This window comes from Rapidithrix thailandica (assembly GCF_039710355.1).
GTDB classification, from domain to species: domain Bacteria; phylum Bacteroidota; class Bacteroidia; order Cytophagales; family Flammeovirgaceae; genus Rapidithrix; species Rapidithrix thailandica.
The window spans coordinates 97,279-111,250 of the sequence record NZ_JBDKWZ010000010.1; the positions used below are offsets into that span (position 1 = coordinate 97,279).

A 13,972-nucleotide genomic window follows, 5' to 3' on the forward strand; every position below is an offset into this window, starting at 1 on the left:
CTAACAATAGATCTACTTAAATAATGAATAATTCAAAGGTAGCGGTAATCGGAGGAGGTAGTTGGGCAACTGCCATTGTAAAAATCCTTTCGGAAAATAAAGTGGTGACCCATTGGTGGCTCCGCAATCAAAAGGATATTGAACATATTCGCAAGTTTCATCACAATCCTAGTTATCTGAGTAGTGTAAATATTGATGCCGATATTATCCGTCCCACAGAGGATTTGGAATTGGCCGTACGCGAAAGTGATATCATCTTTTTAGTGGTTCCTTCGGCTTTTGTGGCAGAAGTGTTGCTTCATCTGGACACTCAGATATTGAAGGGGAAGATCGTTGTGTCGGCTATCAAAGGCATGATTCCGGAAGAAAACATTCTGGTAACCGACTATATCCAAAAGCGTTTTGGAGTGCTGGAAAAAGATATTGCCGTCATTGCAGGCCCCTGTCATGCCGAAGAAGTTGCGATGGAAAAACAATCGTATCTTTCAGTGGCTTCAGAAGCCAGGGAAACCGCCATACGTATAGAGAAAATGTTGCAATGCCGCTTTATTAATGTACATACTATCCAGGATGTAGTGGGGGTAGAATACAGTGCCGTGATCAAAAACATTATTGCCATTGCCTGTGGAGTGGCTCACGGGCTGAACTATGGGGATAATTTTCAGGCGGTTTTGGTCTCGAATGCCATGCAAGAAATTAGCCGGTTTGTACAGGCTATTTACCCTAAAGAACGGGACCTGAATGCCTCGGCTTACTTAGGCGATTTGTTAGTGACAACTTATTCTCAGTTTAGTCGTAACCGTACCTTTGGCAATATGATTGGACGGGGGTATTCGGTAAAGTCGGCTCAAATGGAAATGGATATGGTGGCCGAAGGCTATTATGCGCTGAAAAGTATTTTTGAAATCAATAAAAAATACAAAGTCAATATTCCCATCATCACTGCAGTATACAATGTCATTTATGAGCGGATTACCCCAATCATAGAATTTAAAATTCTCCAAGAAAAGCTTAATTAGCCTTCTCGGAGTTAAATAATTCATGTTGAGTGTACGGGAAATGAGAGATGAAGTGAAATAGTGAGTAGCCTTTTCAATAGCTTTTGGCAAAAAAGCTGCCTTTATACAACTTCCAATCTCTCATTTGCTTACAAAAAATTAGAAACAAGACCCTGCAATTTGGCTTAATGGCTATGCATGGTTGAACTTGGATTTACTTCAGTCAATATCCTTCGTTTTTATCTGAGAAAATAACTTCAGCGATGTATAGTGTTTTGTCTTTCATCAAAAGTGGGACAGAGCATTGGGTGTAATCAGAAAATTCACATTCGCCTTATCCTCTACTTCTTATTTCAGTCTTTTTCCGGGAAATTTTCTTGAAATATGGCTACTACCTTTCGGAGTTGCGAATAGCTCGAAAATGCTTGCTTTTTTGGGAAAAACTTGCCATTTGCACAGATAGACAGACTTTGGAAAAGAGCTTTTAATTTTTTTGATAAATCAGTGATTAGCTATTAACTTGGCTGATAAAGTTGTGTAGTGTGTTGAGTGCTATTTACCTATTCTTACTGAGAATGTGAGGAGAAAAATAAGTGCTTGACCAACATGCTCCTTCACGAGTTTACTAGAGATGACTATTCATTAACCAATAATTTCAAACACATAAACAAAACATGGAAATGGAAAAGGATTTTTTGCCAATTAACGGCACTGATCATCTTGAATTTTATGTAGGGAACGCAAAACAAGCGGCCTATTACTACCAATCTGCTTTTGGCTTTCGGCTGATTGCCTATGCAGGGCCTGAAACGGGGGTGAGAGACCGAGCTTCTTATGTACTTGAACAAAATAAACTTCGCTTTGTTTTTACCACTGCTTTACAAGTGGATTCTGAGATTGCCGCACATGTAAGCAAACATGGTGACGGTGTAAAAGCTATTGCCTTATGGGTGGACGATGCTGAAAAGTCCCTGAACGAAACTGTAAGCAGAGGGGCAAAAGTAGCTGCACCTCTACAGGTAGTAAAAGACGATCATGGGCAAGTGCGTATGGCTAGCATTCATACCTATGGGGATACCATTCACACCTTTGTAGAAAGAAAAGATTACCAAGGGGCTTTTTTACCCGGCTTTGTGGAAAAAGAACCTATTCAAGAGGTTCAGTCTGTGGGACTGAAGTATGTAGATCATTGTGTTGGAAATGTGGAGTTGGGACAAATGAACACTTGGGTGGAGTTTTATGAAAAAGTGATGGGCTTCAGTTTGTTAGTTACCTTTGATGACAAAGATATTTCTACGGAATATTCGGCTTTGATGTCAAAAGTAGTGTCTAATGGAAACGGGTATATCAAATTCCCGATCAACGAACCTGCAGCGGGTAAACGCAAATCTCAGATAGAGGAATATCTGGACTTCTATAATGGTGCAGGGGTGCAACACATTGCTATTGCTACAGATGATATTTTACATACCGTATCGGAATTGCGGAGACGTGGTGTGGAGTTTTTATATGTTCCGGATACTTACTACGATGATTTACTCGAGCGGGTGGGGAATATTGAAGAGGAAATAGCCGCTTTAAAAGAATTGAATATTTTAGTAGATAGAGATGAAGAGGGCTATTTGCTTCAAATTTTTACCAAACCTGTGGAAGACCGCCCCACGTTATTTTATGAAATTATCCAGCGAAAAGGAGCAAGGTCTTTTGGGAAAGGGAATTTTAAAGCGTTGTTTGAATCCATAGAACGAGAACAGGCACTGAGAGGGAATTTATAAAAACGAAGGGGCTTTATAAGCCCCTTTTGGTTTTAGTATATTAACTTATCGAGCTGTTGCAATTCGCTGATTATCGCAATACAGATCGCAGTACTTTTTTGTAACAAGAACGGGATAGTTTTTAGGTCTTTTCGATGTAAAGCAACATACTCTATACTGGCAAAGTGGTTTATTTGGGGATTTACCCCTATAAGGCGCATGGAAGACTTTAAGGCATGGGCCAAGTGGTACACTTTAGCCCAGTCTTTTGTTTTTACGGCTTGTTGTAATTGTTTTAGTTTTATTGGAGTTTTTTGTAAAAAGAGTTGAATAATATTTTCAATCATCTTGTCATCTCCCATGCTGATTTCTTTTAAATAAGAAAAATCAGTCAACTGGTTTTGTCGGTCACTTTTCTGTCGTTGTTCGGAATGCTTGGAAAGTGATATACACTCTGATAAATTGTAATTCGTAGTTGCTAAACTCATAATTTTCATCTTCAGTTCTTAAAAAATCACCTAAAAAACGACTACTCAACTTTGTATGGCCTAAAGACCGGAGTATTTTTCATAGTGCTATTAGGTATGGAAAATAGTTTTGAAATGAGGTCTTGAGTTTTTAAATGATCAGGCGGAGTTACTTCACTTCAAAACGATCAAAAAAGCGACTCACAGCTATCGGACTTACAGTAAGGGATATTTCCAAAAAGAAACGATCCAAGAGATAAAGTAGGAGGCTATCAGCCGCTTTTTGAATATATCATGGTTTTTGAGTAGTTGAATGGATTGACTCAAAGAGGAAAGTAGTGAATCTATTTGTATTGTTAGTTGAATCAGGTATTTTACATAAAGGATCACTTCAGAATTATCGAGAAGCTCCTCTGTTAAATATTTCGTGTGGCAAGCGGTTTTTTTATTAGATTTAAAACTCTCCTTAAAATTTGTTTTTTTGCTCTTAGAAGTTAAATGATTGTTTGTATTTTTGGTTTCGCATTCTCTATTTACCTTGTTTTTACTAGTTCTTATTTGACGGGCAATGTTTCCAAATTCACAAAATACATGGTCTGTAGGTAAGGTATTTTCCTTGATTTCATCATCATTACCCATTTCAAAGTCTAGATATTTTATCATGATATCATCGGCTTCTGTACCCATAGTAAGTTGTAATTATATTTGTTTTTTGTTGATTAGTTGAATTAACTTTCAATGGTCACCCAGTTATTTGAAAATAATGAAAGACAAGTAAAAAATAGGGCAAAGAGGGTTACCTATAGTTCGTTAGATTATTAAAAAATACAGTGAATGCAAGAATATTCTATCATTGAGAGCATAAAGAACGGAGAAGAAGAAGCTTTAACTCAATTATATATACGGTACCGTACCGAATTTATCGCTTGGATGAATAAGGCATATGGCTGTTCGTCCGAACAAGCCCGGGAAATTTACCAACAAGCCATCATTATCTTTTATGAAAATATTACTACTGGAAAACTAACTGAATTAAAGAGTAGCGAAAAGACGTATTTATTTGCCATAGGAAAAAATAAATTCTTAGAAGAAAGCAAAGCTGCTCAACGATTTACGGATGAAACAGAGGATGTCTTACAGGGACTGACTTATGAAAAAGAAGAGTACAAAGAGGAGGAAGAAAAAGTGTTAGTGGTAGTGGAAGAATGTTTGGGAAAGTTAGGGGATCCTTGTAAAACGCTTTTGGAATTATATTACTATCATAAGAAGTCCATGGCTGAAATATGTGAGCTTTTGCAATATAAAAACCCTGCAACAGCTAAAAATTTGAAATATAAATGTATGAACAGGCTTCGTAAGATTATCGAGCAGGAATCACCAAAATTAACATTTTAAGGTAATGAAATCTCAATACGACCTAGAATTAATCGAAAAGTACTTAGACAATGCACTATCTGCCAAAGAAGTTGAAGAGGTCAATCAGCGCTTAGCTGAAGACGATGAATTCAGACGGTGTGTTGATCAAAGCAGACTGATGATTCATGGAATCCGACGAAATGCCAGAATGCAATTGAGGAGAAAATTGGATGAAATTGAAGAGTCTCTTATTGAAACTGATGAGACCAAAGAAGCAAAAATTATCAGTTTGACTCATTCCAGAATACTGGTTTCCATTGCAGCCGCTGTAACGTTGTTGATTATTAGTACGCTTCTAATTATTAACCTCCCTGAAACACCTCAGAATTTATACGTGCAATATTATCAACCTTATCGCAACATTGTAACTGCGAATGTCAGAGGGGAACTTCAGGAGCTTTCCAAATATGAGTTGGCCTTTACTGCGTATGACAGTGGTAATTACGAGCTTGCAACAAACCTGTTTAAGGAATTACTCGCCAAAGAGGCGACTGCTACTTACTTATTCTACTTGGCAAATTCGTATTTGGCCCTGGAGAAAAATACACAAGCGGCTAAATATTTTGAACAGGTGATTCACCTGAATGAGGATTTTGTAGACCAGGCCAAATGGTATTTGGCCTTGATTGCCTTGAATGAAAAAAATATAGAGGAAGCAAAAAGCCTTCTTAAAGAACTAAAAACCAGCGGTTATAGAAGTGAAGAGGTAACTGAAATTCTAACTAAACTATAATATACATTCTTTTCATTATTTAAACTAAATGAATATGTCAGTACCTGAAGATGAGGACAAAGCAAGAGATGTCCGAGTACCCAATGCTAGTGCCAGTAGCGGCATGTTGAGTGCACAAGATGCCGAATCAACTTCTGATACAGAGTCAGGGGAAGGCGATGGTGAAGAAGATGAAGATAAATCACGGGATGTCCGTTTACCGTAAAGAGTTTTGTATAAAAATCCGGAATTTACTTCCGGATTTTTTTTAATATCTTTTTGGATAACAAACCTAAAGTAATGACTAGCGCAGCAATGACCACCCATTGTAGTAATTGTCGCTGATGCATTTGTTCTTCTGTTACAATACGGGTCATTTTACCCAACGGCACAAAACTAGCCCAGTAGAGAGGATGGGCTTCAAGTGGATCGGAGCTGTTAAGGTAGTTGTTTTTTGCCTGGTAGAGTCCTTCATCTATCGAATGCCCCTCATTGAGCTGTTGGTAAAAATTTGACATGATATCCGCAGTAATGCGGTCGTTAATCTCCCAAAGGCTCATAACTATTGTAGGGCTGCCCGCATAGGTAAAAGCCCTGGCCATACTGTACACCCCTTCTCCTTGGTACAACTTACCTAGCCCCGATTCGCAGGCACTCAGTACAACTAATTGTGCATTCAGGTTCAAATTATAGAGTTCGTAAGGGTGTAGCCTTCCGTCTTCCTCTGAAGTGTGATCATCTCTGAACCGTAATAAGGTGTTTTGATTTTGTTCTTGATCGGCCGATCCATGTAAAGCCAAGTGAATCAAGTCATATTGGGTTGCATGTTTTTTGAAATAATCTTCCGTGGCCGCTTTTCCTTTCAAGTAGTTTCCCGGCAGAATTTGTTGAATGGCATCCAGTTCTCGTGAAGTATTTAATATATCCTGAGTAAGTCCATTGCTTCGCAATATATCGCTCTCTTTGGAAGATGTGGGAGAGGAATAACTTAAAGCCAGCATTTTCAATGCCTGCTTATTGGATTGCCGAAACCTATGGTGTTTTAATAGTTCATAAGAGTAGGCATAACTAATACAGTATTCCTGATGAAGGTATGCTAGGTTTTTGTAATTGATAGCCTTTGTGAGGCTTTCTTGAGAAATGAGTGCATCAAAAGGAAGAAATGCCAAAGGCCCATCCGGGATGATCAAAAGCTTTTGTACTTTCTCTGGGTTACGCTTGAAAGGAAAAATTTGCCGATATAAAGACAGACTTACTTCCGTAAATTGATGAAATTGATCTTGTTGGGATTTTTGAGGAGCCAAAGGCCCTTGTTTGATAAGGGAAATCAGAGAAAGAACACTTTCATATAAAGAATGATTGTTGTCTATCTTTTTGAAGAATATGTCACCATGAGTATCTACTCCTATGGCATACACAGCATTTTTTCCCCAATAATATTCTAAAACAGCAATGTTGTGTTCTTGATGATAAGCTAATAGTTCTGAAAAACGGACACTCCGCTTATGGTAGATGGAACTGTAATAGTTCGGGTAATTTTTTTGTAAAGAATTGGACAGCTTTTCTTGGGAGCGAATGATTTCAAATATTTTGTTTTGGAATGACTGTACTTTGGCTTGATCCGGAGTGGCTTTTTTTTCTTCATCGTGCAGCTTATTTCTGTAGTGAGCGAGTTGGACTTGTAATTTTTTCTCTAGTGAAAATAAACTGTCGGGAAGCCCTGCCTGATTTTTCAATTCTGCTTTTAAAATGGATTCTAACAAAACCCTCGACTTACTTTTTTCAATGAATTGAAATGCAATATTCGTATAGGCTGAATCTTTGGTCTGATTGTACAGTAAATACGCACAATCAATAGCTTGTTCGTATATAGGTTGTATTTTATCCGAAAAATAAAGCTTCGCTCCTTCCTGGATGAATAAGGTGCGGTAGATATCAATAATGGAGTCAGCTAATAACGAAGCTTCAATGGATTGGGTAAGCAACTGAATGGAGTCCTTTTGAGCCAAGTACTTTTTTTTGAGCGTTTTTGCTTTGGCTCCTATGATTTGGTATAAATATAGGTTGGTTTTTGACTTTTCAAGGATATTATGAATTGTGTCGTTTTCAGGTTTTTCCATATCTATCGCTGCCTGGTAATAGTGAACAGCCCGATCATACTCATTTCTGGCCTGATAAAAATTACCGATGTATAATTTGGCTTTACTCGATTCTCTATGCCTTTCTCCGTAAAACTTCAAATTTCCGGAGAGTAGTTTTTTATAATAATAAGCAGCCGAATCATACTGTTCCTTTGCAAGGTGGAGGTCGGCTAGGCCCATGTAGGCGTCAGACAAAACTTTTTGATGTTTTAGCTTTTTGCCAAGCCGCAGTGCAGCATAAAAATGTTGGAGGGCTGAGTCATAGTGCTTTTGCTTTCGCAAGGCATAGCCCAAATTGTTATAATATACAGGAAGTTCCCAACCGATTTTCGATTTGCTGAGTTTGTAAAGTTCAATGGCTTTTTGATAATGAAATGTAGCCTTATCCAGTTGGTTCCTAGTGTTGTAAATATTGGCTAACATTGAATGGCAGTAGTTTGCCCTGGAGCTTGCCGAATCAATTAAAGACAATGCTTTTAAACCATAAAATAAAGCACGGTCCAGATCTCCTTTTCCCCGGTTTGTAGTGGCCAGGTTGTAATAGCTCACAAAGAAATTTCGCGATGAAAGGACATTTTCTGATTGTTGATCTAACTGTTCTTTAATGTTTAAGGATTTGGTGTAAAAGTGATCTGCGTTGTAATAATCGCGCCAATACCAACGGTAAACATCCCCAATTCCATTGTAGCTTTTAGCTACGTCCAAATGTTGCTCCCCAAGCAAATGCAAGCGCATTTGCAAGGCTGTGTTATGGTAATACAGCGCGGAGTCCGGTTGATTGGTATAGTCATAACAGATGCCGAGCAAGTAGTAGGCCGTAGCCACTAAAGGATGTTCTTCTCCCAAATATGTTTTACCATCCCGTACATTGGTGGTCAATTGAATTTTAGCATCGTTAAAATTGCGTGTGAGCCGCAAGCAATCAGTGTATTGATTTAAACAATAGAGGTATCCTTCCCACTCATTTTCTGCCTGGAATTTTTTGGCGTATTGTAAATACAGGTCAGAAGCTTTAAAATAATTTTCAGCTAAAAACAAATCCTCAACCTCTTGGAGTTCGGGGTTTTCATACTGGTAATCGACAAAAGCAGGAGAAGGGTTGTCGGTGCCGGATGCCGGAAGTACTTCTTGTTGGCTAACCAGTTGAGCAAACAAATGTATATTGCCAATGAATATCAGGACAACGCAAAAAATTAAAGGTAAAGGTTTTCTCATGTAATTTAAAGCTTCTTACTTTAAGACATCTATACAAATCTCTACTTTAATTTTTTATATTCAAATGTATCCAAAAAATTAAGTATTCCTCAATGAGGGTTTACGGCTGACAATACTCCGGATTTCAAAGAGAAAATCAAGAGAAATTACCTCAGGTAAAAAGGATGAATGAAATAGAAGCAAGGATTTTGGCCTACTTAATCAATATGCCGAGTAATATGTGCCTTTTGAAAAGGGCCGGCAGGGATAAATGGCTGGTTGTCTGGTTGCTGGCTACTGGAGCCCCTTCGGAATTCTCTTTGAAGGCAGAAGAACTTTTACAGCACTGGGAAGACTTTGCTTTTGGAGGGTTAGGGGGGGTAACCGCAGAGGTACTTACTTGTACACGGTTTGCCTTGCCTAAATAGAATTCATTCATAATTTCATTTTCCGCCATAAAAGATAAAGCACTAAGCAAGCATAACACAAAAATTGTTTTGATGTAGTAAGGCCTTTTCATGGGTTAAAATGTCAAGTGAAATATCCGGAATGAAAGATACGAGAAAGTTTGTCCTCAGAAAAGTAAATTGGAGTTAATTGTTAAAATGTGGTGGTGAAATGAACTTTTTGTGAATTGGTTTTTTGTAGGCAGAAGGAATTTGTATTTGCATTAGAATTTCTAGTTTTTTGATTGTATATTCTCACTTTACTAACAAACTCAATTAACATGGAATTTTTGGATCAAGATTTAAAACAATTTGAAAGTAGAGGAATTAGCCTAACCACTGTAGAAGCTCAGATTAAGTGTTTTCAAAAGGGCTTTCCATATATGAAAGTAACCCGGCCGGCCACTCTCGGTGACGGTATCCTGAACCTGGATGAAGATCAACTGGATGACTATATTGCTGCTTATGAACAAGCCCTTACACATAAATCGGTTCTGAAATTTGTACCCGCATCTGGTGCGGCTAGCCGTATGTTTAAGGCTTTATTTGAATGTATGGAGTCTTATCAAAATACGGAGGAGGATTATGCAAAACTCAAAGGCAACCAGGGACCTCAATCGCTGTACACCTTTTTTAAGCAATTGGAAGATTTTGCATTTTTTGAAGACCTCAAAACAGTGTTCCGGCAAAATGAAGGAATGGAGTTGGAGGAGGCTCTCTTAAAAAGAAAATATGTCTCAATTTTGACTTCTCTGTTAACTGAGAAAGGTTTGAATTACGGTGCCTTGCCCAAAGGCTTGTTGAAGTTTCATTCATACTCTTCCGAATCCCGGACTCCGGTAGAAGAACACTTGGTGGAAGGAGCGAATTATGCCAAGGGAAAGAATGCCCAGGTTCAGTTACATTTTACCGTGTCTTTAGAACATGAAGAGGGCTTTCAGGCGTTGCTTGATGAAGTTCGTCAGCAGTACGAAACAGCATTTGATGTTAAGTATCGGATTTCCTTTTCCCATCAAAAACCGTCTACGGATACTCTTGCCGTGGACTTGCAGAATCAGCCGTTTCGATTGGCCGATAATTCTATCTTCTTCCGGCCCGGAGGGCATGGGGCCTTGATTGAAAATTTGGCAGAAGTAAACGCTGATTACGTATTTATTAAAAACATCGATAATGTGGTGCCCGACCGCTTGAAAGAGATTACTTATAAGTATAAAAAAGCTTTGGGAGGAGTATTGGTGTCTTACCAAGAGCGGATTTTTGCCTATTTGAATAAGTTGGAGCAAATGGAAAACGGGGAAAATGAGGGGTTACTAGCAGAAATTTTAACCTTTTTGGAAGACGAACTGAATATAAGGCGCCCTGCCGGAGAAAGTTTGCAAACAGGCTTAGAACAACTGGAATATTGCAAAGCTAAGCTAAACCGGCCCATAAGAGTTTGCGGAATGGTGAAAAATGAAGGTGAGCCGGGAGGAGGCCCTTTCTGGGCTATTAATGCCGACCAAACGGAAAGTCTACAAATTGTGGAAAGTGCCCAATTGGATATGGACCAGACCGCCGTTCAGCATATCGTAAAGAAAGCGACACATTTCAACCCGGTGGACCTTGTGTGTGCCATCAAAGATTACCAAGGAAAATCCTTTGATTTAGGGCAGTATATTGATCCCCAAACAGGTTTTATTTCCCATAAATCAAAAGATGGAAGAGCCTTGAAAGCATTGGAATTGCCAGGCTTGTGGAATGGGGCAATGTCTGATTGGATCACTTTGTTTGTAGAGGTGCCGATTATTACATTTAACCCGGTCAAAACAGTGAATGACTTGTTAAGAGAGACGCATCAATAGTTTCTGGCCGGGAGCCGGAATGTTTTCGTATTGGCTTGTGTACTACTGCAAAAAATAGCGTAAACGATTCTGATACTTAAAAAATGTCTGGGGAGTGCGACAGTTGTCTAACTCCCCGGAGTGTTTTTAATCCCCAGTTTTTGACAGAGACTTTCAATCTGTTGGGTCAAACCTTTCTGGTGAGGTACGATGCCCTTGAGTTCTTGCAAAGTAGCTAATGCCATCTTCTCAGCGCCCAATTCCATATAGATGGTTGCCAACCCGGAGATGGCCCCAAAATGACGGGGTTCTAAAGCCAGTGTCCGGCAAATATCCCAAATGGATGCTTTAAAGCTGCCTCTCAAGTAATATGCCGTGGCCCTTTTATTCCAACCTTCGGCATAATCCGGAAAGTATTCAACTACTTCGGTGAAAATTTTGATGGCGTCATTATAGGCCTCCATTGCCAGTTGCTCTGAGCCGTATTTCATCAATTGATTGATATCCGGAGAGCCTGTTTGCATCCATATCTCCCAGATTTGCTTTTGTAGATCGTCTATGGAAGTCTGTGATTCTGCAACTTGCAATTGTTCAAATAGTTGATTCAATTCTTCCCGTTGATTACTTTTACTCATTCTTCAAAGGATTTTTCTGCTAAACTTTTGTGTTTGCTTTTTGTGACTAACCTGTCTTTCAAAAAGGATAGTTTCTTTGGTTTAGTTCGAGTTATTGGATGCTGCGTTGGGCAAAGTAAATAACAAGTTCATTGTATTGAATGGTTATTATAAGAAACAAATTTTTGACTTCTTTGTTAGATTTATTTTTTTCAATTACTGTGTTTGTAAAAAAGAAAAGGATTGAAAAGTACTTCATATTTTCAATTCTTTTTAGGTATAGTTACCAAATTCAAAATCCTTGTAAGGGTCGGTAACGGTTTGAATTCGAGCTTTTTTTATTATTACTATTTCCTCTGTTTTGCATGAGGTGAAAAAAAGAAATATTGAATTGCCTTGATAGAACTATATTGAGTTGAAAAAATGAAAAGCATGGTGCTTATTGATCTAGTTTTTCTCTCAAAAGAGCAATCAATTCGTCTTTATCCGCAAGTTGATCTTTTAATAATTGAACCTCCTCTTTCAGCGCATTGACTTGGTTTTGAAGTTCCGAATGAGGATTGTCATTTGACTTGTACTTACGGAGAATATGTAAATATTCATCCACTTTGGAAGAGTCTTTATTGGGATCTGATTTCCAGATTAGTCCCTCTGCCACCCCCATAAAAAAGGCGGTAGCGATCTCACTGAAATTTTCTTTTGGATTTGCCATAATAAATGTCAGAGCTATATTAGAAATGAAGTGGTTTACACGTATGGTTTTTGACCGAAAATGGAATCAAAACCGGCTCATCAAGGCACTTTTTGAAGAGAATAGCCAAAAAGCTATTGTCGAAAAAAGTAACACAGAGGAGGCGTTTTTGAAACATTTTTCAGGAAAAGAAAAAGTTTAATTCACTTCAATAACAATTTCTTTAGGATGTAAAATCCATTGCTGGTACCAAAGGGGGTAAATATGTTATTCTACAAAGGGGTTGCCGGCATTGGATTGGTTACTATCAAATACCCGGATGGCGATCACTTGTGCCTCAGCAGTTATTTCTCCCTCTGCATACACGTTACACTTCATGGTTGTTTTCTTCCCTTTTACCTCTTCCACCACGGCTCTGAGCTCTATGGGTTTGTTGTTAGGGGTCGGTCTAAGATATTTCACCGTTATGGTTCCGGTAGCGTACCGGTACACCGGGTTTGAGTCCAATGAACGGTTTTCAATTTTGTATGCATAAGCCATGGCCGAACACATACAATGGCAGTCGATGAGTGTGGCTAAAATCCCTCCGTTCAGCAAATTGGCCCATCCGTGGTATTTTTCTTCGGAACTCCATCGGCACACGGCTTCTTCTCCTTCCCAGTAACTTTTTATTTGTAAACCCTCCGGATTGTTATTTCCACAACCGAAACATACATTCCCAGGCATAAAATCCTGAAAGTAGATTTTTTCCTCTGTCGTCATAAAGATTAGTAGTCTGTTTTTATGTGTTTGGACAAAATTGACTAATAAGCGCCTGTGCTCCTTTTGCTTCATTGAATATTTAAACTTATGAATAGCAGGACACAGAAGTATCAAAATAAAAAAAACTAATGACTTGACAGGCAAATCATTAGTTTTTCTTATGTCGTAAGAACGTTTTATTTATTTTCTTACTTAGATTCTTTTACAATTTCCAACAATTCGATCTCAAAGATCAGGGTCGCATTGGCAGGGATAGGTCCTCCCGGACGTACATTTGTACTATATGCCAATTCGGTAGGAATGAATACTTTCCATTTAGAACCTACAGACATCAATTGCAATATTTCAGTCCATCCTTTGATTACTTGAGTCACTCCGAAAGTAGCCGGTTCACCTCTTTCTACGGAACTGTCAAAAACGGTACCGTCAATCAAAGTACCATGATAGTGTACTTTTACTTTGTCTTCCGTAGTCGGTTTTTCTCCATTGCCTTCGTTCAAGACTTGATATTGTAAACCATTCTCCAAACTTACAATTCCTTCGATTTTGGCATTTTCTTCCAAAAACTTTTGTCCTTTTTCCAGGTTCTCTTGGTTGTCTTTATTTTGCTTTGCCATCATATAGGTTTGGATGTTTTGTCCGGCTTCCTCTTGACTACATAGCAATTCTTTATCTGCAAGAACATCTTGGATGGCTTTTGATATAATTTCAGTATCCAAGTCGTCTTTTAAACCCGAAGACTTAAGACCACTACCAATGTTGACACCGATACTATAGCTGATTTTTTGCTTTTCTTCATTCATGTCTACACTAATATCCTCGGCACTTTGATTTTGCTTACATGACCATGCCGTTGTAGCAAGTGCAATAAAGATAAAAAACCGTTTTGGAAATCTTACCATGGTGATTTTTGAATTAATCAGATTTTAGAATTCGTTTAAAAATGCAAATTAACTT

General features: G+C 38.5%; 14 protein-coding genes. 7 read left to right on the forward strand and 7 right to left on the reverse strand.

Features of this window, described 5'->3' with window-relative positions:
* The first annotated feature begins 23 nt into the window (after positions 1–23).
* Positions 24–1,019, forward strand: a complete 996-nt coding sequence (locus tag AAG747_RS17570) for an NAD(P)H-dependent glycerol-3-phosphate dehydrogenase (protein ID WP_346822515.1) — start codon at positions 24–26, stop codon at positions 1,017–1,019.
* 659 nt (positions 1,020–1,678) lie between these two features.
* On the forward strand, positions 1,679–2,773 hold the full coding sequence (gene hppD, locus AAG747_RS17575; RefSeq protein WP_346822516.1) for a 4-hydroxyphenylpyruvate dioxygenase: 1,095 nt from the start codon (positions 1,679–1,681) through the stop codon (positions 2,771–2,773).
* Between the two features lie 32 nt (positions 2,774–2,805).
* Here the strand turns inward: hppD and AAG747_RS17580 are convergent, their stop codons facing one another.
* Together AAG747_RS17580 and AAG747_RS17585 are read right to left on the reverse strand one after the other, a co-directional pair.
* A complete protein-coding gene (locus AAG747_RS17580) occupies positions 2,806–3,240 on the reverse strand; it encodes an Hpt domain-containing protein (RefSeq protein ID WP_346822517.1) in 435 nt (144 codons plus the stop codon).
* Between the two features lie 195 nt (positions 3,241–3,435).
* Entirely contained in the window at positions 3,436–3,906 is a 471-nt protein-coding gene (locus AAG747_RS17585) for a hypothetical protein (protein WP_346822518.1), read from the reverse strand.
* 147 nt (positions 3,907–4,053) lie between these two features.
* Between AAG747_RS17585 and AAG747_RS17590 the strand changes: the two genes are divergently transcribed.
* From AAG747_RS17590 to AAG747_RS17600, 3 genes are read left to right on the forward strand one after another with little or no spacing between them, the layout of a single operon-like run.
* The gene (locus tag AAG747_RS17590) at positions 4,054–4,614 is read left to right on the forward strand and encodes an RNA polymerase sigma factor (RefSeq protein WP_346822519.1); all 561 of its coding nucleotides are present in this window, start codon (positions 4,054–4,056) and stop codon (positions 4,612–4,614) included.
* 4 nt (positions 4,615–4,618) lie between these two features.
* Entirely contained in the window at positions 4,619–5,368 is a 750-nt protein-coding gene (locus AAG747_RS17595; RefSeq protein WP_346822520.1) for a tetratricopeptide repeat protein, read from the forward strand.
* A gap of 34 nt (positions 5,369–5,402) precedes the next feature.
* Positions 5,403–5,573, forward strand: coding sequence for a hypothetical protein (locus tag AAG747_RS17600; RefSeq protein ID WP_346822521.1), 171 nt, complete (start codon positions 5,403–5,405; stop codon positions 5,571–5,573).
* 25 nt (positions 5,574–5,598) lie between these two features.
* On the opposite strand, the gene AAG747_RS17605 is transcribed toward AAG747_RS17600, so the two are convergent.
* Positions 5,599–8,703 (reverse strand): CHAT domain-containing protein, encoded by a 3,105-nt coding sequence (locus AAG747_RS17605; RefSeq protein WP_346822522.1) that lies wholly within the window; start codon positions 8,701–8,703, stop codon positions 5,599–5,601.
* Between the two features lie 164 nt (positions 8,704–8,867).
* On the opposite strand from AAG747_RS17605, the gene AAG747_RS17610 reads away from it, so the two are divergent.
* Together AAG747_RS17610 and AAG747_RS17615 are read left to right on the forward strand one after the other, a co-directional pair.
* Positions 8,868–9,110: a hypothetical protein gene (locus AAG747_RS17610; RefSeq protein ID WP_346822523.1), complete on the forward strand. Its 243-nt coding sequence runs from the start codon at positions 8,868–8,870 to the stop codon at positions 9,108–9,110.
* Between the two features lie 299 nt (positions 9,111–9,409).
* Positions 9,410–10,969 carry a DUF4301 family protein gene (locus tag AAG747_RS17615; protein WP_346822524.1) on the forward strand — a complete coding sequence of 520 codons (1,560 nt, stop codon included), beginning with the start codon at positions 9,410–9,412 and terminating at the stop codon, positions 10,967–10,969.
* Between the two features lie 107 nt (positions 10,970–11,076).
* Here the strand turns inward: AAG747_RS17615 and AAG747_RS17620 are convergent, their stop codons facing one another.
* The 4 genes from AAG747_RS17620 to bamJ all read right to left on the reverse strand — a co-directional run bounded on the left by AAG747_RS17620 (position 11,077) and on the right by bamJ (position 13,917).
* On the reverse strand, positions 11,077–11,583 hold the full coding sequence (locus tag AAG747_RS17620) for a tetratricopeptide repeat protein (protein WP_346822525.1): 507 nt from the start codon (positions 11,581–11,583) through the stop codon (positions 11,077–11,079).
* Positions 11,584–12,001: 418 nt separating this feature from the next.
* Entirely contained in the window at positions 12,002–12,274 is a 273-nt protein-coding gene (locus AAG747_RS17625; protein ID WP_346822526.1) for a hypothetical protein, read from the reverse strand.
* A 246-nt stretch (positions 12,275–12,520) separates the two neighbouring features.
* The gene (locus AAG747_RS17630; protein WP_346822527.1) at positions 12,521–13,015 is read right to left on the reverse strand and encodes a PaaI family thioesterase; all 495 of its coding nucleotides are present in this window, start codon (positions 13,013–13,015) and stop codon (positions 12,521–12,523) included.
* A gap of 188 nt (positions 13,016–13,203) precedes the next feature.
* Positions 13,204–13,917 (reverse strand): BamJ family beta-barrel-assembly machinery protein, encoded by a 714-nt coding sequence (gene bamJ, locus AAG747_RS17635; RefSeq protein ID WP_346822528.1) that lies wholly within the window; start codon positions 13,915–13,917, stop codon positions 13,204–13,206.
* Between the last annotated feature and the right edge of the window lie 55 nt (positions 13,918–13,972).

What these genes read in the sequence shown, in the direction of transcription:
- AAG747_RS17570 (WP_346822515.1), top strand. Translation starts at nt 24, where the DNA reads ATGAATAATTCAAAGGTAGCGGTAATCGGAGGAGGTAGTTGGGCAACT.
- hppD (WP_346822516.1), top strand. Translation starts at nt 1,679, where the DNA reads ATGGAAAAGGATTTTTTGCCAATTAACGGCACTGATCATCTTGAATTT.
- AAG747_RS17580 (WP_346822517.1), bottom strand. Translation starts at nt 3,240, where the DNA reads ATGAGTTTAGCAACTACGAATTACAATTTATCAGAGTGTATATCACTT.
- AAG747_RS17585 (WP_346822518.1), bottom strand. Translation starts at nt 3,906, where the DNA reads ATGGGTACAGAAGCCGATGATATCATGATAAAATATCTAGACTTTGAA.
- AAG747_RS17590 (WP_346822519.1), top strand. Translation starts at nt 4,054, where the DNA reads ATGCAAGAATATTCTATCATTGAGAGCATAAAGAACGGAGAAGAAGAA.
- AAG747_RS17595 (WP_346822520.1), top strand. Translation starts at nt 4,619, where the DNA reads ATGAAATCTCAATACGACCTAGAATTAATCGAAAAGTACTTAGACAAT.
- AAG747_RS17600 (WP_346822521.1), top strand. Translation starts at nt 5,403, where the DNA reads ATGTCAGTACCTGAAGATGAGGACAAAGCAAGAGATGTCCGAGTACCC.
- AAG747_RS17605 (WP_346822522.1), bottom strand. Translation starts at nt 8,703, where the DNA reads ATGAGAAAACCTTTACCTTTAATTTTTTGCGTTGTCCTGATATTCATT.
- AAG747_RS17610 (WP_346822523.1), top strand. Translation starts at nt 8,868, where the DNA reads ATGAATGAAATAGAAGCAAGGATTTTGGCCTACTTAATCAATATGCCG.
- AAG747_RS17615 (WP_346822524.1), top strand. Translation starts at nt 9,410, where the DNA reads ATGGAATTTTTGGATCAAGATTTAAAACAATTTGAAAGTAGAGGAATT.
- AAG747_RS17620 (WP_346822525.1), bottom strand. Translation starts at nt 11,583, where the DNA reads ATGAGTAAAAGTAATCAACGGGAAGAATTGAATCAACTATTTGAACAA.
- AAG747_RS17625 (WP_346822526.1), bottom strand. Translation starts at nt 12,274, where the DNA reads ATGGCAAATCCAAAAGAAAATTTCAGTGAGATCGCTACCGCCTTTTTT.
- AAG747_RS17630 (WP_346822527.1), bottom strand. Translation starts at nt 13,015, where the DNA reads ATGACGACAGAGGAAAAAATCTACTTTCAGGATTTTATGCCTGGGAAT.
- bamJ (WP_346822528.1), bottom strand. Translation starts at nt 13,917, where the DNA reads ATGGTAAGATTTCCAAAACGGTTTTTTATCTTTATTGCACTTGCTACA.